Annotated in this window: 19 protein-coding genes; 18 read left to right on the top strand and 1 reads right to left on the bottom strand. The window is 51.7% G+C overall.

All coding sequences use genetic code 11. The features are described 5' to 3' along the window. Nucleotides 1-79: 79 nt before the first annotated feature. From PJDR2_RS26380 to PJDR2_RS26350, 7 genes are all read left to right on the top strand, one after another. On the top strand, nucleotides 80-790 hold the full coding sequence (locus tag PJDR2_RS26380; protein ID WP_015846799.1) for a Crp/Fnr family transcriptional regulator: 711 nt from the start codon (nucleotides 80-82) through the stop codon (nucleotides 788-790). Nucleotides 791-945: 155 nt separating this feature from the next. Then, nucleotides 946-1,386 carry a hypothetical protein gene (locus PJDR2_RS26375; protein WP_015846798.1) on the top strand — a complete coding sequence of 147 codons (441 nt, stop codon included), beginning with the start codon at nucleotides 946-948 and terminating at the stop codon, nucleotides 1,384-1,386. Then, nucleotides 1,386-2,039 carry a response regulator transcription factor gene (locus tag PJDR2_RS26370; RefSeq protein ID WP_015846797.1) on the top strand — a complete coding sequence of 218 codons (654 nt, stop codon included), beginning with the start codon at nucleotides 1,386-1,388 and terminating at the stop codon, nucleotides 2,037-2,039. Before PJDR2_RS26375 ends, PJDR2_RS26370 begins: the two co-directional genes overlap by 1 nt. Then, nucleotides 2,032-3,135 carry a PAS domain S-box protein gene (locus tag PJDR2_RS26365; protein ID WP_015846796.1) on the top strand — a complete coding sequence of 368 codons (1,104 nt, stop codon included), beginning with the start codon at nucleotides 2,032-2,034 and terminating at the stop codon, nucleotides 3,133-3,135. Before PJDR2_RS26370 ends, PJDR2_RS26365 begins: the two co-directional genes overlap by 8 nt. A gap of 76 nt (nucleotides 3,136-3,211) precedes the next feature. Then, complete coding sequence (gene ndk / locus PJDR2_RS26360; protein ID WP_015846795.1) at nucleotides 3,212-3,637, top strand: nucleoside-diphosphate kinase; 426 nt, start codon at nucleotides 3,212-3,214, stop codon at nucleotides 3,635-3,637. A gap of 119 nt (nucleotides 3,638-3,756) precedes the next feature. Beyond that, the gene (locus tag PJDR2_RS26355) at nucleotides 3,757-4,290 is read left to right on the top strand and encodes a DoxX family membrane protein (protein ID WP_015846794.1); all 534 of its coding nucleotides are present in this window, start codon (nucleotides 3,757-3,759) and stop codon (nucleotides 4,288-4,290) included. A gap of 11 nt (nucleotides 4,291-4,301) precedes the next feature. Next, complete coding sequence (locus PJDR2_RS26350; RefSeq protein ID WP_015846793.1) at nucleotides 4,302-4,502, top strand: hypothetical protein; 201 nt, start codon at nucleotides 4,302-4,304, stop codon at nucleotides 4,500-4,502. Nucleotides 4,503-4,554: 52 nt separating this feature from the next. Here the strand turns inward: PJDR2_RS26350 and PJDR2_RS26345 are convergent, their stop codons facing one another. Then, nucleotides 4,555-6,003, bottom strand: a complete 1,449-nt coding sequence (locus PJDR2_RS26345) for a family 43 glycosylhydrolase (RefSeq protein ID WP_015846792.1) — start codon at nucleotides 6,001-6,003, stop codon at nucleotides 4,555-4,557. A 291-nt stretch (nucleotides 6,004-6,294) separates the two neighbouring features. Between PJDR2_RS26345 and PJDR2_RS26340 the strand changes: the two genes are divergently transcribed. From PJDR2_RS26340 to PJDR2_RS26290, 11 genes are all read left to right on the top strand, one after another. Beyond that, nucleotides 6,295-7,434, top strand: a complete 1,140-nt coding sequence (locus PJDR2_RS26340) for a glycoside hydrolase family 88 protein (protein ID WP_015846791.1) — start codon at nucleotides 6,295-6,297, stop codon at nucleotides 7,432-7,434. A gap of 56 nt (nucleotides 7,435-7,490) precedes the next feature. Further along, on the top strand, nucleotides 7,491-9,251 hold the full coding sequence (locus PJDR2_RS26335) for a cache domain-containing sensor histidine kinase (protein WP_015846790.1): 1,761 nt from the start codon (nucleotides 7,491-7,493) through the stop codon (nucleotides 9,249-9,251). After that, the gene (locus tag PJDR2_RS26330; RefSeq protein ID WP_015846789.1) at nucleotides 9,244-10,842 is read left to right on the top strand and encodes a response regulator transcription factor; all 1,599 of its coding nucleotides are present in this window, start codon (nucleotides 9,244-9,246) and stop codon (nucleotides 10,840-10,842) included. Before PJDR2_RS26335 ends, PJDR2_RS26330 begins: the two co-directional genes overlap by 8 nt. Before the next feature lie 500 nt (nucleotides 10,843-11,342). Further along, on the top strand, nucleotides 11,343-12,275 hold the full coding sequence (locus tag PJDR2_RS26325; protein ID WP_015846788.1) for a carbohydrate ABC transporter permease: 933 nt from the start codon (nucleotides 11,343-11,345) through the stop codon (nucleotides 12,273-12,275). Between the two features lie 74 nt (nucleotides 12,276-12,349). Further along, complete coding sequence (locus tag PJDR2_RS26320) at nucleotides 12,350-13,120, top strand: carbohydrate ABC transporter permease (protein WP_083778274.1); 771 nt, start codon at nucleotides 12,350-12,352, stop codon at nucleotides 13,118-13,120. 107 nt (nucleotides 13,121-13,227) lie between these two features. Then, a complete protein-coding gene (locus PJDR2_RS26315; RefSeq protein ID WP_015846786.1) occupies nucleotides 13,228-14,604 on the top strand; it encodes an ABC transporter substrate-binding protein in 1,377 nt (458 codons plus the stop codon). Nucleotides 14,605-14,701: 97 nt separating this feature from the next. Continuing rightward, nucleotides 14,702-16,516 (top strand): glycoside hydrolase family 35 protein, encoded by a 1,815-nt coding sequence (locus PJDR2_RS26310; RefSeq protein WP_015846785.1) that lies wholly within the window; start codon nucleotides 14,702-14,704, stop codon nucleotides 16,514-16,516. Nucleotides 16,517-16,627: 111 nt separating this feature from the next. Continuing rightward, nucleotides 16,628-17,872, top strand: coding sequence for an alpha-L-fucosidase (locus tag PJDR2_RS26305; protein WP_015846784.1), 1,245 nt, complete (start codon nucleotides 16,628-16,630; stop codon nucleotides 17,870-17,872). 215 nt (nucleotides 17,873-18,087) lie between these two features. Further along, nucleotides 18,088-18,972 carry a LysR family transcriptional regulator gene (locus PJDR2_RS26300; RefSeq protein ID WP_015846783.1) on the top strand — a complete coding sequence of 295 codons (885 nt, stop codon included), beginning with the start codon at nucleotides 18,088-18,090 and terminating at the stop codon, nucleotides 18,970-18,972. Between the two features lie 136 nt (nucleotides 18,973-19,108). Further along, complete coding sequence (locus PJDR2_RS26295) at nucleotides 19,109-19,642, top strand: GNAT family N-acetyltransferase (protein WP_015846782.1); 534 nt, start codon at nucleotides 19,109-19,111, stop codon at nucleotides 19,640-19,642. Nucleotides 19,643-19,665: 23 nt separating this feature from the next. After that, nucleotides 19,666-20,535: a transporter substrate-binding domain-containing protein gene (locus tag PJDR2_RS26290; RefSeq protein ID WP_041613646.1), complete on the top strand. Its 870-nt coding sequence runs from the start codon at nucleotides 19,666-19,668 to the stop codon at nucleotides 20,533-20,535. The last annotated feature ends 17 nt before the right edge of the window (nucleotides 20,536-20,552 follow it).

The raw sequence follows: 20,552 nt of genomic DNA, 5'->3' as shown, positions 1-20,552 counted from the left end.
TCAGGTGATTCCCCGATGTTGCGGCTTTTCGAATGGCGTTATGCTGATTATAACGATCACTCGGAAGGGGCAATAAGGGATGGGAGTAAACAACGCGTCGATGGAAGGGCAGGAGCCCGTATTATCGAAGGAAAGCTTCGAGAAGCTGGACAGCATTATGTACAAACGCGCCTATGAAAAAGGAAGCTGCTTGTTCTGGGAGGGCGATGCGGCGGATAAGCTGTATTTTATTATGAAAGGCCGGGTCCGTGCGGTGAAGTCGACGGACAGCGGCCGTACCTTAACGCTGTATCTGTACCAGAAGGGGGATCTGATCGGTCAGATGGATCCTTTCCCGGACTCGGTTCACAGCTTCAGGGCGGAAGTAACGGAGGATGCGAAGATTGGCGTCATCCAGAGGAAGGATCTCGAGGTGCTCTTGTGGCAGCATGGCGATCTTGCCGTTGAGTTTATGAGATGGATGGGGCTGATGCACCGCCTGACGCAGACGAAATTCCGGGATCTCATGATGTTTGGCAAGACGGGTGCCCTTTGCTCGCTGCTTATTCGCCTTAGCAATTCCTACGGCAAACCTACAGCGGAGCATATCTTTATTACGCTCAAAATCAGCAATTCGGAGATGGCCGATATGATCGGAGCGACGCGCGAAAGCGTGAACCGAATGCTGAGCGATCTCAAGAAGGATGACGTTATCGCTTATGAAGACGGTCATTTGATCATTAAAAATTTGCGGTACCTGCGGGAAACTTGCTGCTGCGAGAATTGCCCGAAGGAGATTTGCCGCATGTAACCCCGGCTGCGGTCAGCCGGGGCTTCTTTTCTGTTATTAGGGAATTCCCTGACTCTTGAATAGGGGAACCCCCTTACATACAAGAAATTTCCCATCCCTTACAATAGGACAATAGGCAGGCGGTATCGAATACGAAAAACGAAGGGGATAGCAGCTTGAAAGAGTTATCGGAGTCTGTCGGCGAAGAGCGTATACGGCATGGCCTTCAGGAAATCCTTCACGGAAGCGAGAGCGACTTTATCGCATTTGCCGGTCCTGCCGGGCATCACGGGAGCATGAAATGGATTGCGGTGATCGGCAGCTTGAACGGCAAAGTCGAACATATGAGAATTCAGCCGGGAATAGGAATAGGCGGAACGGTGCTGCGTCATGGAACGGTTTGTCTGGTGAACGGGTGGAAAAATACGTCCTTGCTCCGGGAATGCCCGGTCATTCTGGCGGAAAAGCTGGTATCCGCTTTAGGTCTGCCCGTTCCCGGCAGCCATCCCTATTACCGTGGCGGCATTGTGCTGCTAGGCAGAAGGAAGCATCAGCCGTTTACCGAAGAGGAAGCGCAAAGAATATCTTCTTTGCTGCTTAAGAGAGGAGGCCGCTAATGATAAGAATGATAATTGTAGATGATCATGCGATGGTTCGCTCCGGATTGCGCATGCTTTTGAGCGGAACGGAGGATATGGAGGTCATTGCGGAAGCTTCCGACGGAGATGAAGGGATACGGACGGCATTAGAGCTGAAGCCCGATGTTGTATTAATGGATTTAAGCATGCCGCAAGGGAAGGACGGTCTTACGGCAGCCGCCGAGCTGAAGGGGCTGCTTCCGGATACGGCAATTCTCATTCTGACGATGCATGACGACGATGAATATCTGTTCCGCGCCATCCATGCAGGGGCGGCGGGGTATGTGCTGAAGAACGCTCCCCACGAGGAGCTGCTTACGGCCATCCGCTCGATTGCCCAAGGAGACGCTTATTTGTATCCGACGGCAACCAAACGGTTAATGAAAGAATACGTGGACCGGATGCAGCGGGGAGACAGCGGAGATCTCTTTCATGCCTTGTCAGAGCGCGAGAAAGAGGTTCTATCGCTAACGGCCAAAGGTTATGCTAATAAGGAAATGGCCGAAATGCTGGTGATCAGCGTCAAAACCGTCGAGACGCATAAGAGCAACGTGATGGAGAAGCTAGGGCTTAAATCTAGACCGGAGCTGATCAAATACGCCATGAAAAAGGGGCTGCTTAACTTTGATTAATCATCGAGCGGGGAATAAGGTGCTCGCCGAGCATGTCGACTCCTTGCTGCTCCAGCTGGAGGAACGGATCGAGGATTCGCAGTTCCGAAGCGAGCTGCAGAGCTCGCTCAAGCAGCTCGCGGATGTGAAGCTGGCGCTTGATGCATCCTCGATTGTGGCGATGACCGACCACGCGGGCAAGATTCTTTATGTCAACGATAAGTTCTGCGAGATATCCCAATATGACCGCTCCGAGCTCCTAGGGCAGGACCACCGGATTATCAATTCGGGCACTCATCCGAAAGCTTTTATGAAGGAGCTATGGACAACCATATCTTCCGGCCAAGTCTGGTATGGGGATATCAAGAACAAGGCGAAGGACGGCACATCCTATTGGGTGAATACGACAATCGTTCCTTTTGTGGGCGAGAACGGCAAGCCGTATCAGTATCTGGCGATCCGTAACGAAGTCACCCGGCTGAAGAAGGTGGAGGAGGAGCTTCAGGAAACCTTATCCAAAGTGATGACCATACAGGAAGAAGAACGGCGCAAGTTTTCCCGGGAGCTGCATGACGGTATCGGGCAAAGCTTGTTTTCCCTGCTCATTCAGCTGGATCGCGTCATTTCGGCTCCTGCTTATGGCGAGGAGCAGTTGCCCTTCATCCGCAATCAGGTGGCCGGCATTATCGAAGAGGTACGGAGCGTGGCCTGGCAGCTGCGGCCGTCTGTGCTGGATGATCTCGGCATTGTGCCAGCGCTCCGGACGCATCTGGAAAACTACACCTCCCATTACGGCATTAAGGTATCGTTCAAGAGCAATCTGCGCAAGCGGCTGGACGTGCAGGTAGAGACGGTTATTTACCGGATCATCCAGGAGGCGTTGACCAATATTGCCAAGTACGCGGACGTATCCGAAGCCGAGGTGGAAATCCTGGAGGACGAGAAGCAAGTAGTGGCCCGGATTCTTGACCGGGGGATTGGCTTTGACATGGCAGTGCAGACGCAAGGGGTCGGAAGATACAGCATGGTCGAGAGGGCGAAGCTGGCCGGAGGGAATTTGTCGATGGAATCGGCAATCGGCGAAGGGACAACCGTTACCCTGATTATTCCAAAATAATTTCAAAGGTGTGATTTTTATCACTTCTTCGGCTTACGTAAAGCAGTAAGATGAAATCAAGAAGGAGATGATAAACATGAACGAAAGAGCCTTTGTCATGATAAAGCCGGACGGCGTAAGGCGGGGATTGATCGGCGAGATCGTAAGCCGCTTCGAGAAGAAAGGGCTGAAGCCGGTTTACGCGGAGTTGAAGGAGCTATCCGAGGAAACGGCGCGCACGCATTACCGTCATTTGAAGGAGCAGCTGTTTTTCGAGGATTTGATTCAATATGTTACGTCCGGTCCCGTATTCGCCATGATTGTGGAAGGGCAGTCGGCTGTCGGGAACGCAAGATCTTTAATTGGTCCGACGAATCCCGTAAAGGCGCCTCCCGGTACGATCCGGGGCGATTACGGATCCGATATCGACGAGAATGTCATTCACTGCTCCGATTCCTTGGATCATGCAAGCCTGGAAATCCAGCTCTTCTTCGGAAAAACGGGCCTGCTGCAAAAGCTGTAATCTCGATATATAGCGTGAGAACACCGGAATCAATACGAACCGCTCGATCATCCGGTTTCTATGCTTTCTGTTAACTTTGTGATTTTATTCACAATATATTCATTAAGGGAGAGATTATTATGTTGAAGTTTATGCGCGAGAACGTTTATGCCGCGGGACTTGTTCTTCTGCTCCGTTTATATGTAGGCTGGCAATGGCTGGACGCCGGTTTTCACAAGCTGAAAGACGGCTTTAATGCAGGAGGCTTCCTGAAAGGGGCGATTGCCAATCCCGTCATTGACCATGAGACAAATGCCAATGTCTATCCGAATTTTGTCCGGTTCATCGAGCATGCGGCGCTGCCTAATGTGAAGGCCATCAATATTCTTATTCCGCTTGGCGAGACGCTTGTTGGTCTTGGACTTATTCTAGGCGCTTTAACGGCAACGGCGGCATTTTTCGGAATGCTGATGAACTTCATGTTCCTGTTCGCGGGGACCGTAAGCACGAATCCTTGGCTGATTCTTCTTGGAGGCATTGTGATGATCGCAGGGGTTAACGGCGGTAAATTCGGAGCCGACTATTACCTGCTGCCGCTGCTGCGCAAATGGATCGGCAACCTGAAGAAGGGCGGACAAGGAACGACCCCTCCGCTGAAGCAAATCATCAAGTAGGAAGCAAGGAGATGAGAACCGTGATAGATGACAACAATAGAGAAAGCGAAATTACGAAAAACATGATCAAATACTGCTATACCTGCGAGGACGCCCATAAATGCGACACGGAGGAGAAATGTATCGCCTGCTGGGAAGCGAAAGGCATTATGAAAAAGAAACAGCGGAATGAGCAGACGACGGAAGAGCTGTTGAGGGAATATGCGCAGTAACAGGAGAGCGGCCGTGGGGGTAGACCCGCATGGCCGCTTCTTTGCGTTATCGTTAACTGCCGAGCACCTTAACCTCCCATAAGGTTGGCGTATACCAGTTGCCCGGGTTGTTCCAGAGAACCGCGTTGACGAGTTGGATCCTTATATACCTGGCCGTAATATTAACGCTGTCGGTCGTGAAGCCGTACGTTTTGTTACTCGTTCGGTCGATTGTCGTATAGCTGGTACCGTTAGTGCTGTACTCGATTTTGTATTGGTGATAACCCTCGGAGCCCTTCACCATGTACCAGGAAATATCGATTTCCTTGACGTTCTTGGAGGAGCCTAGATCAACCTGCCACCAGGACGGCCAGGTAACGGCGGATGCCTTCCAGCTGGTCTGGTAATTTCCGTCATTGGCGCTGCCAGGCGCATAGCCGGAAGCCGACGAGCTGGCGGTTGCCGTCTTGCCCTGCGACAGATTCGTCAGCGTAGAGGGGGAGGTAACGGAGCCGGTTGAGGCATCCAGATTCCAGCTGCTGTACCATTCCAGAGAAGCCGTACCGCTTGAGCCGTTTAGCGTTAAAGGAAGCCAGATATACCGGGAGTCCCCTAGCGTACTGGAATTCCAACGGTCCGCCATGTACAGATAGGAGGTCGTGGAGGTTCCTTGAATCGGCAGGACAAAAGTAGATTGCGATGCAAAGGTTGAAGGATTGCCAAGCGGCTGAACAGCCGTCCAAGGACCGGCCATTGAAGTAGCCGTGGAATAACCGCCCTGATTCGGATACCAGCCGGAAGCCTGAGAGGTAATGAGAAAATATTTTCCTCCCTGTTTCACAACTGCCGGAGCTTCCCGGTAACCGTTGTCCGAATACCAGGTCTTAAAGGAAGCAACGCTCAGGTAGTCGGAGCTGAGCTGGAAGATGGCCATGGTATCGTTGGCGCCGCCGTTCTTGTTGGAGGCAGAGACGAGGTAGGCCGTTCCGTCATCATCCTTGAAGACGGTGAGATCGCGCGATTCGTAGTTCAACGGACGGAAGCTGCCGTGGTATGTATAGTCTCCGCAGACGGAAGAGCTTGAAGCAACGGCTACTCTTCCAAGACTGTAATCCGTGCCGTTTTCGTAATGCATCCACATGACGTATTTGCCGGTCGAAGAGTTGTAGATGACCTTTGGACGCTCGATTTTGCTTGAGGCAAGCTCGGAGGCGGAAGTGGTCTTGAGCGGATAGCTGACCCAAGCCCAATTCTTCAGGTCGGTAGAGGAGTAGCAGACGACATGCGAGAAGTTGGCCGAATTGTTCAGCTTATCTTCGCCAATCCAGTAATAGGTGGAGCCGACTTTGATAATGCTTCCCCCGTGGGCTTGTATCGTTCCGCCCGTTGTGTCGTACCATACCGGTCCGTTCGTAATCGCAACGCTGGCCGCATTCGTTACCTTCGGCATCGCGGTAACCGTTAAGGCCAACAGCAGCGCAATACATACCATAAGCTTGGATAATACGCGAATTTGACTCATTCTCCAACAGCCTCCGCTCATCTTGGTTTTCTTTCTTTCGGTTGCACAAGAAACATGAAACCCGTTTCATCCCTCCCTTCAGCCGGTCAAGACGGATGACAGTCTCCAGCCGACTCTAATATATTTATAAGCGCTTACAGGGAATATGACTGGTTCATGCGGAGTGATTTTTGGGTCGAACATTTGCGAAAAAGGTCAAAATTTTACACACTCGAGGCAAAAGTTGTCACTCCTAAGGCTCCGGCATTCGATTACGATAGTGAAAAATCGCAAGGCAAGGGGCGAATAGACATGTGGAAGACGGCAATTGAAGGGGCAATCGCCACGATTGCGAGAAATATTGATAGATTCGGAGATTCTTACCCACATGTAGGGGAAGGCAGCCGTTATACGCTAATAGAGAACAATGACTGGACCAACGGATTTTGGAGCGGACTGTTATGGCTCGGGTATGAATATTCGGGTGACGAAAGATTAAGAGAGGCGGCAAGAAAAATAACGGCAAGCTTCCGCCGGAGACTGAAGGACAACGTGGTGCTGGACCATCATGATATCGGCTTTCTGTATTCTCTATCCGCAAAGGCGGAATGGATCGTTGACGGCAGTGAATCGGCGAAGGAGCTGGCTCTTGCGGCGGCGGACGTCATGATGAAGCGCTGGCGCAAGGAGGGAGGTTATTTTCAGGCTTGGGGAGCGGAAGGGGATCCGGTGGAAGGCGGAAGAATTATTATCGATTGCCTGCTTAACTTGCCTCTTCTGTATTGGGCCTCTGAACAGACGGGCAACCCGGTCTATAAGGAAGCGGCCAAAGCCCAGGCGGAGAAAAGCAGACGGTATCTGGTAAGAGGCGACGACAGCTCTTATCATACGTTTTTCTTCGACCGGCAGACCGGTGAACCGGTTGGCGGCGCGACGCATCAAGGCTTCGGCAACGGCTCGGCCTGGACGCGCGGACAGGCATGGGGCATCTATGGCTTTGCATTGTCCTATCGCTATACGCGCGATCCGCTGTTTCTCGAAACCTCGAAGCGGATGGCAGTCTATTTCTTAAAGCATCTGCCGGCGGACGGCGTTGCATATTGGGATTTCCACCTGCCGGAGGAGCAGCGGAAGTACCGGGACAGCTCGGCCTCCGCGATTGCGGCAGCCGGACTGCTGGAGCTATTATCGCATTTGGATCCGAAGGATGTTGCGTTTGAAGATTTGCGTGACGGTCTGCAGTATACAATGGAGGCGCTGGTTTCTAAATATTCGACTAATGGCGGCGGGGATGAGGAAGGTCTGCTGAAGCATGGCTCTTATCATGTGCGGGGCGGGCTGGCGCCGGATGATTATATGATCTGGGGAGACTATTTTTATCTGGAAGCATTGCTCCGGCTTGATAGAGGAATCGGCGGCTATTGGTATGAAAGGAACCGGGATCGGGACTAACCAATCCTTGGGGATGTTCCCGTTATACCGATACTGCTACAATGAGGATATATCGTATGGGGAAAGAGGCGCGCGCAGCCATGACGAGATTAACCTACTACCGAAGAATCCAGTTGTCCTTTCTCTTGTTTATTATTTTTCCGATCCTCGCCGTTTCGGTTATTTCATATACGCTATTAAAGCAGAACATGATAGAGAAGTTTCAGATCAGCAACAACAGCATGCTGAACGTTATAGTCGGGGAGATCGACCGGACGATAGACGACGTGACTTTTGCCTCGCATTATATCGTAAACGATTCCGAGCTGCGGGCATCCCTTAATCTGTTCGCGGATACAAGCAGGCTGAATACGTATACCGACTACACCCGTTTTATCCGGATAAAAGACAGCTTCTCGCTGATTACATCCAAACCGCTGAACAATAGCATTCATATGTATCTGGTCAACCGGGCGAACTTTATCCTGTCGCCGGATTCGGAGAATTTGGCCGCGATCAACGGCAAGCTGGCACCGCTCCTTAAGAACGTTAATGCCTCGAAGCCGGTTGTTCTGCAGTATCTTGGACTCCTTCATGACAGTCCGGGTGAAGACGGCACATATTATCTTGCGAGAGTTATAGGCGACGGGGGCGGCAAGCCTTATACGGCTGTTTTGCTTGTCGGAATTGAAGGCTCCTACTTCGAAAAGCTGCTGGAGCGGGTTGAATTCGGTCAGATTGCGTTGTTCGACGGGACAGGCAACCGGATTGCGGGCAGTCCGAATGTCCAGCTGCAGTCAAGCGATTCTTCGGATTCGGTATACCGGACCCAGCTGACGCTGGACAAAACCGACTGGAAGCTCGCTTACGAGACGTCGGAGGATTCGCTTTTTGGCCAGATCTCGCGTGCCTTTTACATCGGAATCGGATTGGTGCTGGTGTTTACGGTGGTATTTTCGGTCATCTCGCTATTGTTCGCGAGGAAACTGCATAATCCGATTCAGAAGCTGCAGCGGGTTGCCCGCCAATTCGCTTTGGGGAACCGCGATATGCGGCTTGAAGTAAAGGGCAGGGACGATATTGCGGAGCTTGGGCATTCTTTTAATCAGATGCTTGACGAGATTGAAGTGCTGATTACGAACATTGAACAGGAGCAGGAGCAAAAAAGGGTCATGGAGCTGGAAGCCCTGTTTATGCAGATTCGGCCGCATTTTTTGATCAATACGCTTAATTCGATTAAATGCAGTCTCATTCTTAGCAAGGACCAGGTGCATAGCGGCATTGTCGATTCGTTAATGAATCTGCTGCGCGCCTATTTGAAGGTAAATACGCCATCCTCGCTTGAGGAAGAGTGCAGGCTGCTTGGTTATTACGTGGATATTATGAAGGTCCGCAGCGAAATGCCGTTATCCCTTGAAGCGCGCATCGAGCCGGAGTTGAAGGGCTTTGTCGTGCCGAAGCTGGTGCTTCAGCCTATCGTCGAGAATGCGATCGTACACGGATTGGACGAGAAAGACGAGCTTCATATCGTTGTTCATGCTTACCGGGAGCAGGGCCGTATTTATATGGCCATCGAAGACGATGGCTGCGGCATGGAGGAAGAGCAGCTTGTCTGGCTGAACAGGCGAATAAACGTTTCTTCGGACATGGATCCGGATGCGGAAGAGTATGCGCCGTATGAGCGGGTAGGGCTGCTTAATGTCATCCAGCGACTGAAGCTGACGTACGGCTCGGCAGAGATGAAGCTGCGCTCCAATGCTGCAGGCGGTATTACCGTTATTTTGGCTATTCCTATTCCAAGTCCAATTCCGTCCGTCCAGGAGGTATCCCATGTATAAAGTCATGCTTATTGATGATGATGTCCCGATGCTTAAAGTGCTGCAGCAGATGATGGAATGGGAGCAGCATGATTTGCATGTAGCCGCAAGCACGTTCTCCAGCGTGAAAGCTCTGCATCTGTTCAAGGAGACGATGCCGGATATCGTCATTACGGATATCGGATTGCCGAAGAAGAACGGAATCGAGCTGGCCGCGGAATTTACGGCAATAAAGCCGGGCGTCCGGATTATTTTTCTGACCTGCCACGAGGAATTTCATTATGCCCAGCAGGCGGTGAAGCTGGATGCCGACGATTATTTAATCAAGGATCAATTGACGGCCGACCAGCTGGAGGAGAGTCTTCGCAAATCGGTTGCCCGTCTGAAGGGACGGAAGGCGGAAGGCGGAACGGACTCCGACGCGTATAGCATCGAGCTGCAAAAACGCGCGTTATTCCAGTTGATTTTGGATGGGGCGGATCTGGAGAAGACGCGTGCATATGCGTCGCGCGTAGGCATCGAGTGGCCTTATGCGTGCTTTATGATGGGGATGATTCATCTTCGTTATTCGGATTACGAGCTGCTCTACAACAGGAGCAATATTTCGCTTATCCGTTACGCGATCTATAATATTGCCATGGAAATTGCCCAATCCTACAAAGGGATCACGCCGTTTATCGATCAGGATCATTTTATGGTGCTGTACAATTACCGTCAGAACCTGGCGGGGAATGATCAGGCTTATCTGCAGTCGTATCTGGATGAGCTGCTTCGTCAGGTGACGGCATACCTTAGAATTACGCTGCAGATCGTTCTTGTCACCGACAAGCTGGTTCTGCAGGCCGCCGGTTCCGTCTACCAGCAGATCAGAAGCGGCAAGCCGGAGTTTTACCGGATGGGCCAGCTGGCCGCGGCTGCGTCCTCGCAGCTGCTTGGCCAGCTCTTTTACCCGCTGCCGCAGGACTTTAATGCGGCATTCCGCGGCGGGCTTGAACGCACCATTTTGGAGAAGAACACGGGGGAGATGCGCGGAGTTCTTGTCCGTTTCGGTCAAGAGGCGGAAAGCCGCAGAATCGAGCCGGAGGAATGGACCGAGGCGCTTGTTCAGCTGCTTCGCGAAGCCGAAATCCTGTTCCCGCGTAGAAAAGCGGAAGAGGACGTCTATGCTTATATCGGCGCGGCAAGAACGATGGAGGACGCGCTGGAGCTGGCAGTTGGCCGGCTGGAGCGTCTAGCCCAAGAGCAGCTTGGCCATGCCGGAGGCGCCGCCAAATCGCGGGAGCCGCGGCTTCAGGTCATCCAAGCTTTTATCGACAATCATCTGTCGGACAATATTACGTCCATTGATATCGCGCAATACCTGTATTTGAACCCAAGCTACTTCTCCCGTTATTTCAAACGGCTGACGGGGCTTAGTTTCACGGACTATGTGCACCAGTACAAAATGAAGATAGCCGCCAACATGCTGAAGAGCTCCGGCCAGACGCTCGAGACGTTAGCCGTTGGGCTTGGTTATTCCGACCGCGCTTATTTCTCGAAGGTGTTCAAGAAGTACATCGGCTTCACCCCAAGCCAGTTCAAGCAAAAGCATCAGTTGGTTCGCAAATCATAATGGCGCTAACAAAAGTGTAACTAACAATAGTATCAACTGATTGGTAAGCCTAGATTGGCAAGCCTAGATTTCTCTCTCAAATGCCGCTCCTAGCAGCGGCATTTTGCATGCTCGGGTCATGCCCGTTTTTTACGTTGCACGTAATACAGCGTAATGCCGCTTATTGACCTAGTAATACGAATTATGTTGTGTTTTTTGCAGTATATTTCTCTAGAAACTGCCCTAAGAACCCCATTTCAGTCCAATATGCTGCATTTCGTACATCGTACGCATCCGAAGTACACGATTTGAGCGTATTATGTTGTAATTTGTGCAATATAGGTTGAGTGGGGGCTGTCCCCCGGAAAAGGCCGTGCCTCGAGCGCGGCTTTTTCACGTAGCCGGCACTTTGCCGGCCGTCGAAAAAGGTCAAAATCTTCCCTGTATCGGGTCAGAATACTTCGCTTACAAACCGGCTCAATCCCTTATTATGATCTCAACATAAGAGTCGAGGTGATTGTATGGAAGTCGTCAAACAAACGGCAGGCACCAGTCCTGCGGCTGCGGCCAGGAAGAAATTTTGGACGCCGTCACGCAGAGAGGCGCTGGTCGGCTGGCTATTTCTTATTCCCGAGATTGTCGGGATGCTGCTGTTAAACGTATTTGCCTTAGGGTTCTCCTTATATTTGAGCTTCTCCAAATGGGACATGTTATCCGGCCTTCCCGGCATCGAGTGGATCGGGCTTGGCAACTACAAGAAGCTGTTCCATGATCCGGCCATTCTGGAGGCGCTGAAAAACAACCTGCTGTACACTGTCATGACGGTGCCGATTCCGATTGCGATTGCGCTGGTGCTGGCCGTTGTCATCAACAACAGCGTTTTTCTGAAAAGCTACTTCAAGGTTGTTTTCTTTATCCCTTATATTTCGTCGATCATTGCGATTGCCGCGGTATGGAGCGCCTTGCTGCATCCGTCCCTCGGTCCGATTAATCAGCTTCTGATGCAGCTTGGCATTGACGCTCCGCCGAAGTGGCTGGTTGATCCGAAGACCTCGCTGCTCTCCATCGCGTTCATCGGCACATGGGCGAGCCTCGGCTACACGATTATTATTTATACCGCGGGTCTGACCAACATCTCGAATGAAATTTACGAAGCATCCGAGATTGACGGGGCGTCTCCGCTGAAGAAGTTCTTCCGCATTACGGTGCCTCTGCTGCGTCCAACAACCTTTTTCCTTGCGATTACGATGCTGATCGGCTCGTTCAAGGTGTTTGATATCATCTCGTATCTGACGGAAGGCGGTCCTAACAATTCGTCTACCGTGCTGGTTTACCGGATCTACGAAGAAGGCTTCCGCAACTATGATATGGGCTATGCCTCGGCGATCTCCTGGCTGCTCTTCGCCATTATCGGCATCATCACGGCGGCGACGTGGAAGCTTGGGAAGGACTAAGAAAAGGGGGATTACCTGTGACAACCAAACTGTCAAAAAGCATAATTACCGTCTTACTTGGAGCATTCTCTCTGATGTTCCTGACCCCGCTCGTCTGGATGGTCTCGTCGGCCTTCAAGTTCGAGAAGGATGTCATGCGCTTCCCGATCCAGTGGATTCCGGAGAAAATCAACTTTATTTACAACTTCAAATCGGTCTGGATGGGACGTGTTCCGTTTTATCATTTCTACTGGAACTCCCTGAAGGTTGCCATCATCACTACGCTTATCACGCTGCTGGTCTCGTCGATGTCCGCCTACGCGCTGACGAAGCTGCGTTTCCGGGGCCGTCATATGATCTTCCTGGCGATGTTGTCCTTTATGATCATTCCGGATCAGGCGACGCTCATTCCGCGGTTTCTCATCATTCGCTGGCTGGGGCTCTACGATACGCATGCCGCGATTATTCTGATGAGCATGTTCTCGATTTACTTCACGTTCCTGCTGCGACAGTTCATGTCCGATATCAGCGATGAATATTTGGAGGCGGCGCGCATCGACGGCGCGGGACATCTGCGGACGTTCTTCTCGATTATGATTCCGCTCTGCCGGCCGGTTCTGGCGACCGTGGCGATCATCAAATTCATCTGGACGTGGAATGATTACCAGAACCCGCTTATTTTCCTCCTGAGCAAAAAGCTGTACACCATTCCGCTGGGCATTACGCTGTTCCGGGATGATTACACGAATAACTACGCGATTATGATGATGGCAGCCTTGTCGGCGATTATTCCGCTTCTGGCTATATTCATTATCATGCAGAAGCAGGTGATTAACGGGATTGCGCTAGGCGGCGTGAAAGGGTAAGGTAGTCAAAAAAGTACTCGTTTCACCTCAAAATTATACACTTGGCAAAATGGGACGATCGTTATACTGGGTGTGTAGTCATTATAAAGTTCTAGGGGGAAGCAGAAATGAAACAAGCAAAACGCAAGTTTACGGCGGTAGCGGGCTTGCTGCTGGCCGGCACGGTTGCGCTCAGCGCATGCGGAGGCAATTCGGCGAATTCGGGAAGCGAAGGCGCATCCGGATCGGGCAAATCGGAATCCGTAACGATCAAGTATTACAACTGGGATAATGAAGCCCAAGCGGTTGCAACCGACGCGATGCTGGATGAATTCATGACCAAGAATCCGGATATCAAGGTTGAGCATGTCGTGCTGGTGCCGGGCGATTCCGTAGAGATGCTGAAAAAGCTGGACTTCCTGATCTCCTCGGGCGAGGCGGTTGACGTTGTAGCGATGCCGAGCCTTGGAGCTGTTTACGAACGTGCGACAAGAGGTGCATTGGCATCGTTAAATGATTTCTATAAGCAGGAAAACCTGGTAGCGGAAGACGAATATTACGTGAATCCGAAAATTAACGATAACTACTACGGCATGCAGCTGACTTCGGGCTTCAACTATGTGCTGCTGAACAAGGATGCGCTGGATGAAGCGGGCCTGCCGGTTCCAACCTATGGCTGGACCTGGGATGACTACCGCGACTATGCCAAGAAGCTGACCAAAGGCGAAGGCGTGGACAAGCGCTACGGTACGTACTTCCATACCTGGGAGCTGTACATGAACGCGCCGGCGCAGACGGTTATGAAGGATCCGTTCCGTTATGACGACGGTTCGACGATTTTGTCCGATCCTTCCTACAAATACTTCTTCCAGCTCCGCAAGGATATGGAGAGCGTCGACAAATCGGCCAAGCCCTATGCCGACGTGCTTGCGGCCAAGCTGAACTACCGGACGGAATTCTTCAACGAGCAGGCCGCAATGATTTTGACTGGAAGCTTTACGATTCCGGACGTAGGCAACCAGGAGCAATACCCGCATACGTTCAAGACGGCGTTCGCACCGGTACCGCTGCCTCCGAAAGGCGCCGAGCCGAAGGATTATGAAGGCGGCAAATATTTCACAAGCGGCAGCTCGGTTGTGATGGGCGAAAGCTCCAAGCATAAAGACGCGTCGTTTAAGCTGATGCGCTTTATGACAACCGCGGATTCCGACAAGCGTACCGAATTCTCCGGTTGGAAAAAAGCGGATAACAAAGCGCTGCTGGATCGCATCATTGGCGAGAATAAAGACCTGTACGATGTCGATTCCCTGAAAAGCACGCTGTTTGGCGACAACATTAAATACCTGGATGCTTCGAGCGTAATTACGGTGTCCACCGCGGCACTTACCAAGGTCATCGATGATGGCTTCAGCAAGTTTATGCTGAGCAATGAGTCGATTGACGATGTGCAGAAATGGATGGTTAGTGAAGCAACAAAAATCATTAACGAGAAAGAAAAGAAATAATCGCTCATAAGCTGACGGAAGAGAGCTTCGGAGACAACCTGCCGGTTGCTCCGGGGCTTTCTTTCTATGCGGGGCATGAGCTAATTGGAGGTATAAGGTGAGCCGGTTAACATGGAAGGATCAGAAATATAGGCTGGATGGCGAGGAGTTCCGGATTTTGTCGGGGGCGATTCATTATTTTCGGGTTGTGCCGGAATATTGGGAGGACAGGCTGCTGAAGCTGAAGGCCTGCGGTTTCAATACGGTAGAGACGTATATTCCGTGGAACCTGCATGAACCCCGCGAGGGAAGCTTCCGCTTCGACGGGTTTGCGGATGTCGCCCGGTTCATAGAGACGGCGGGCCGGCTTGGCCTGCACGTGATTGTCCGTCCCAGCCCTTATATATGCGCGGAGTGGGAGTTTGGCGGCTTGCCGGCCTGGCTGCTGAAATCGTCCATGGGCTTGCGCTGCATGGATAATGAATACCTGGAAAAAGTCGACCGCTACTATGACGAGCTTATTCCGCGCCTGCTGCCGCTGCTGGATTCGCGGGGCGGTCCGATCATTGCGGTGCAGGTCGAGAATGAATACGGCAGCTACGGCAATGACACCGCGTATTTGGCTTACTTGAGGGATGGCCTGATCCGACGCGGAGTTGACTGTCTGCTGTTCACCTCGGACGGCCCAACGGACGAGATGCTGCTGGGCGGCACGGTAGAGGGGCTGCATGCAACAGTTAACTTCGGTTCGCGCGTAGCGGAGTCCCTCGCGAAATACCGGGAGTATAGACAGGACGAACCGCTGATGGTGATGGAGTACTGGCTTGGCTGGTTCGACCATTGGCGGAAGCCGCATCATGTCCGGGAGGCGGGGGATGTCGCTAACGTATTGGATGAGATGCTGGAGCAAGGGGCATCCGTGAATCTCTACATGTTCCACGGCGGGACAAACTTCGGCTTTTACAGCGGAGCCAACTACGGTGAGCATTATGAACCAACGATAACAAGCTATGATTATGATGCGCCTCTTACGGAGTGGGGGGATATAACCGAGAAATACAAAGCTATCCGAAGCGTGCTCGAAAAGCACGGCATACCGGAAGGAGCGCCGTTCCCGGCTCCGATTCCGAAGAAAGCTTACGGCAAGGTTATTTTAACGGAACGGGGCGATTTGCTGGATCAGCTCGAGCAGGTATCCGCCGAACAGGTGCAATCCGTCAGCATCCGGCCGATGGAGCATTACGATCAGGCTTACGGCTTTATTTTGTACTCGACCCAGGTTAAGGGGCCAAGAACGAGACAAAAGCTTCATCTTCGCGAGGTGCGCGATCGCGCTCAGGTATTCCTGGACGGCAAGCTGATCGGCGTTGTTGAGCGGTGGAATCCGCAGCCGATTGAGATCGCGGTTCCCAGAGAAGGGGCAAGATTGGATGTCCTGGTCGAAAATATGGGCCGCGTTAATTACGGCCCTTATCTGCGCGATCATAAAGGAATAACGGAAGGTATCCTGATCGATAACCAGTTCCAGTCGAACTGGACGGTTACCCTGCTGCCGCTTGAGTCCGAGCAGCTCGCTCGGGTCCGCTATGAGTCTGTGGAAGTAACAGGGGGACAGCAGCATGACGGGCGTCCTGCCTTCTATCGTGGATTTGTGGAGGTGGATGAACCTGCCGATACGTTCCTCCGGTTTGACGGCTGGCAGAAGGGGATTGCCTGGATCAACGGCTTCCAGCTTGGCCGCTATTGGGAAGCGGGACCGCAGCGCGCGTTATACGTGCCGGGTCCGCTGCTGCGCAAAGGGGAAAACGAAATTGTTTTATTCGAGCTGCATGGCGTAACCGGACATCCCGAAGTGGATTTAACCGATGCTCCCGACCTTGGCGAGACGGCTGCGGTTGACGACCAGGTGCTAAACTTCGTACAGGAAGAATAGGCAGGTCTCTTAACGTAAACGGCTTATCCGAAGCCCAACAGCGGGAGCAGATGGAGAGGTATAAGGGCACCAGCTGTAATCTATTCGATGTGGAGAGGACAGAACAGGATCATGCATTCTTCTTTAAATAGACCCCTTCCAACAGAGCATCAGCTACTGTGGCAGGACTTTGAGCTTGGATTTTTTTGTCATTTCGGGATGAATACGTTCTGCGATCAAGAATGGGGTGACGGGAATGATTCGCCTCGTTTATTTCACCCAGCAGAGCTGGATGCCCGCCAGTGGGTACGTACAGCCAAGCGGGCGGGCTTCCGATATTTCGTGTTGACAGCAAAGCATCACGACGGCTTTTGCTTGTGGCCAACGCTGACAACGGATTATTCGGTTGCTTCTAGTCCCTGGAAGGAAGGCCATGGCGATGTCGTGAAGGAATGCGCTGAAGCATGCCGTGAGGAAGGAATCGGATTCGGACTATACTTATCGCCATGGGATCGTCATGAGCCTTGTTATTCGGATAAGGCAGCCTATGATGACTTCTATCTGCGGCAATTGGAAGAGCTTATAACCGGTTATGGGCCGCTAGTAGAAATATGGTTCGACGGAGCCGGCTCTGAGGGCAGAGAGTATGACTGGAGCCGGATTATGAGCCTGGTGAAGCAGCATCAGCCCGGTGCCATGATTTTTAACATGGGAGCACCTACGATTCGGTGGGTTGGCAACGAGGACGGAGTGGCACCGTATCCATCATGGAATACGGCGGAATCGGCAAGAGTCAGCATGTTCAGCGATGCCTCCTTAAACTGGCTGCCTGAGACCCCAAGCTGGGTTCCGGCGGAATGCGACGTACCGATTCGTAAAGATCGCTGGTTCTGGCATCCCGATGAGGAAGGACTTCTGCTGTCCCTGGATAGTCTGATGGATATTTATTATCGTTCCGTCGGCCATGGCGCGACTCTTCTACTGAATGTGGCCCCGGACAATCGCGGGCTTCTGCCGGATGCTGACGTTGAGCGGGTAATTGCGTTCGGTGATGAGATTAGCCGCAGGTTGGGCAAGGCCCTTGCACAAACCGTAGATCAAGAAGGCCAATTTATTATCCTTGGACTTGAGCCCAATACAGTTGTGGAGCATGTAGTTATCATGGAGGACATTCGATACGGAGAATGTGTGCGAGCCTATGCGATAGAGGCATGGTGCAGTGGGGAATGGCAAGAGATTGTTCGAGGCAGCGCGATCGGACATAAGAAGATTGATCGTATCGCACCTGCTTCAATAGATGGTTTGCGTTTACGAATATTAGAATCTGACGATAAACCCAGAATAAGATCGTTTACAGCGTATGGAAGCAACGAATGAACGGTTAAAACGTATTGGTCTTCGGTACGAATATAGGAAGAGGAATAAGAATTTAAGGCGGATCGAAGACTATTCGATTCGCCTTTTGACGTCATTTTGAAGTTTTTTACAATCTCGCTATTCCCTAAATCCGATTAATCCTATAAGATAAAACTAATTTAATTTTATCGCCCATATAGAAAAGGTCTATCGATAAGGTCGCGGAGGGATTATTCATGAATATTGAGAACATCGAAGCTTTTGTGTATGTCAATCATTACGGCAGCTTTAATAAAGCGGCGGAGGTGCTCTTCCTCTCCCAGCCATCCGTTACCGCCCGCATACAGACACTGGAGAGGGAACTCGACTGCCGCCTGTTCGACCGGCTTGGCAAGCAAATTATGCTGACCGAGAAAGGCAAGCAGTTCCTTCCTTACGCCCAGCAAATTCTTCAGACGATTCAGAAAGGCCGTCTCCATCTGCAAGAGAAGGGAGCCCGTCCGCAGGAGCTTCGGATTGGAAGCACCGTGTCCGTCTCGAACTATCTGATTCCGGATTTACTGCCGAGGCTGACCCGTTTATTCCCGCGTTTAACTTTCAAATTAACAACGGCTCCTTCGGATGACCTGGTCAAAAAGCTGCTCGATAAGGAGATCGATATCGCTTTTGTCCGGAAGCTTGTTCATCCGTCCCTGCAGTCGTTCTCCTATTATGAAGATCCTATCCGGCTGTATGTCTATGAAGGCCATCCGTTTGCGGAAGAAGGAAGGGTATCCATCGACGAGATCCGTGATCAGCCGCTTGTTTTCTTCGAATGCGGCTCGCTGGACTGGCTGCGTCTTCACCGCGTATTCGAGCATCTGGAGCAGCCTCCGCGCATCGTTTTCCATGCGGATAATTCCGAGACGGCGAAGAAGCTTGTGCTGCAAAAGGCCGGCATCTGCTTCCTTCCCGGCTTATGCGCAAGGGAAGAAGTAAGCAAGGGCAGACTCATCCCGATTGAGATTGAAGAGACCAAGGGGATTTCCCTGCATACGAACCTGATTGCGCTGACGGGAGAGAACGAAGAGTATATCCAGGCGCTGCTGCCTAAGGATAATTTGAGCTTTTACAGCATTTAGCACGGACAAATAGAATCAATCGATCGATAGAGAAAGTCTATTAGCGCGGTTAGGCGGATAGATGATACATTTATACCAACTTAATTCTTAGTAAGTTTATAGGAATTATCTAATTAGACATTTAAGGGGTGGAACTATGAGTGAATTGTTTAGGCAAGCGGGAACCCAAGATGCGGAGCGTCTGCGTGAAGTGACGTATGAAGCCTATTCGCTCATTCGGGAGCTGAAGCTGAATTGGCCAGCGGCGAATGCCGGTCTGGATCAGATACGGGACAACATTATACAGAATGAGTGTTACGTGCTGGAAGTAGGCGGCGTTATCGTTGCAACCATAACCTTGTCGAGAAACGATGAAGTGAAGGCCATTACGGACCTGCCGTTTATCAAATGGTTCGCGGTCCATCCCGGCGAGCAAGGCAAAGGGTACGGCGACAAGCTGCTGACCTGGGTCGAGAATACGATTATTAAGGGCAAGGAAGGGGCGCATGCCGTAACGCTTGGAACGGCCGAGAAGCATCCATGGCTTCTGCCAATGTACCAGCGCAGAGGTTACGAAAGCATCCGCTCCTTCGACTCCGGCAACGGGGACGGAACGATGCATCTGCTCCGCAAGATTGTGAATCCGGAGCTGTTCGAGAAAGCAAGCGAAGAACAAGCTGCGGCAAATTAATGAAAAAGACGGGGGTACTTAAAATGAAGAAAAAAGCACTAGTCGTTACAGCTGCATTGTCGTTGATTCTGGTGGCGGCAGGCTGCGGCTCAAACAATAAATCGGATAATACGCAAGCGCAAAACGGCAATAAAGCAGCTGCTAACGTATCCGCGTCAGGCAATGCCGGCGGTGAAGTGAAGAAGGTAGTCATCGGTACGGGCACCGGATTCCCGCAGGTATGCTTTATCGACGAGAACGGGAAGCTGACGGGCTTTGACGTTGAGCTCATCAAAGAGATCGACAAACGACTGCCGCAATACGAATTCGATATTCAAACGATGGAATTCTCGAACTTGCTACTGAGCCTGGAGACGAACAAGATTGATCTTGTAGCCCATGAAATGGAGAAAAATCCGGAGCGCGAAGCGAAATATCTTTTTAATACGGAGCCTTACGCTCACTGGAGAAATAAAATCGTTGTCCCGCAGGACAACAACACGATCCATTCCCTTGATGATCTGGCAGGCAAGAAGGTGCTGGTTGGCGCAACTAGCGCGCAAGCGCAAATTCTGGAGAACTACAACAAGGATCATGACAAGAAAATCAACATCGTATACCAAAACGGCGCAGCTAACGATACGGTCAGCCAAATTACGACCGGCCGCGTAGACGCTACGCTGGCAGCCGACTTTACATTGTCCTTGATCGATCCGCAAGCGAAGCTGAAGACAACGGGCGATAACCTGTCCGAAGCCGACATCCTGTTCGTGCTCCGCAAGAACGATCCGGCGGAACAAGAGCTGTCCGATGCGATTGACGTGGCACTGAAGGAGCTTAAAGCAGACGGAACGCTGGGCAAATTGAGCACGGAATGGCTGGGCGGCGACTTTACGGCGGACAGCGCGAAATAGCAAGCGAAAGCGAATGA

This window comes from Paenibacillus sp. JDR-2, assembly GCF_000023585.1.
In the GTDB taxonomy this organism is placed as follows: domain Bacteria; phylum Bacillota; class Bacilli; order Paenibacillales; family Paenibacillaceae; genus Pristimantibacillus.
Note: the sequence above shows the minus strand (reverse complement) of the source record. Positions and strands in the feature narration are given on the sequence as shown.

Bases quoted from the DNA above. Each gene is read 5' to 3' on its own strand.
- PJDR2_RS26380 (WP_015846799.1), top strand. From the start codon at position 80: ATGGGAGTAAACAACGCGTCGATGGAAGGGCAGGAGCCCGTATTATCG.
- PJDR2_RS26370 (WP_015846797.1), top strand. From the start codon at position 1,386: ATGATAAGAATGATAATTGTAGATGATCATGCGATGGTTCGCTCCGGA.
- ndk (WP_015846795.1), top strand. From the start codon at position 3,212: ATGAACGAAAGAGCCTTTGTCATGATAAAGCCGGACGGCGTAAGGCGG.
- PJDR2_RS26355 (WP_015846794.1), top strand. From the start codon at position 3,757: ATGTTGAAGTTTATGCGCGAGAACGTTTATGCCGCGGGACTTGTTCTT.
- PJDR2_RS26350 (WP_015846793.1), top strand. From the start codon at position 4,302: ATGAGAACCGTGATAGATGACAACAATAGAGAAAGCGAAATTACGAAA.
- PJDR2_RS26345 (WP_015846792.1), bottom strand. From the start codon at position 6,003: ATGAGTCAAATTCGCGTATTATCCAAGCTTATGGTATGTATTGCGCTG.
- PJDR2_RS26340 (WP_015846791.1), top strand. From the start codon at position 6,295: ATGTGGAAGACGGCAATTGAAGGGGCAATCGCCACGATTGCGAGAAAT.
- PJDR2_RS26335 (WP_015846790.1), top strand. From the start codon at position 7,491: ATGGGGAAAGAGGCGCGCGCAGCCATGACGAGATTAACCTACTACCGA.
- PJDR2_RS26330 (WP_015846789.1), top strand. From the start codon at position 9,244: ATGTATAAAGTCATGCTTATTGATGATGATGTCCCGATGCTTAAAGTG.
- PJDR2_RS26325 (WP_015846788.1), top strand. From the start codon at position 11,343: ATGGAAGTCGTCAAACAAACGGCAGGCACCAGTCCTGCGGCTGCGGCC.
- PJDR2_RS26320 (WP_083778274.1), top strand. From the start codon at position 12,350: ATGTTCCTGACCCCGCTCGTCTGGATGGTCTCGTCGGCCTTCAAGTTC.
- PJDR2_RS26315 (WP_015846786.1), top strand. From the start codon at position 13,228: ATGAAACAAGCAAAACGCAAGTTTACGGCGGTAGCGGGCTTGCTGCTG.
- PJDR2_RS26305 (WP_015846784.1), top strand. From the start codon at position 16,628: ATGCATTCTTCTTTAAATAGACCCCTTCCAACAGAGCATCAGCTACTG.
- PJDR2_RS26300 (WP_015846783.1), top strand. From the start codon at position 18,088: ATGAATATTGAGAACATCGAAGCTTTTGTGTATGTCAATCATTACGGC.
- PJDR2_RS26295 (WP_015846782.1), top strand. From the start codon at position 19,109: ATGAGTGAATTGTTTAGGCAAGCGGGAACCCAAGATGCGGAGCGTCTG.
- PJDR2_RS26290 (WP_041613646.1), top strand. From the start codon at position 19,666: ATGAAGAAAAAAGCACTAGTCGTTACAGCTGCATTGTCGTTGATTCTG.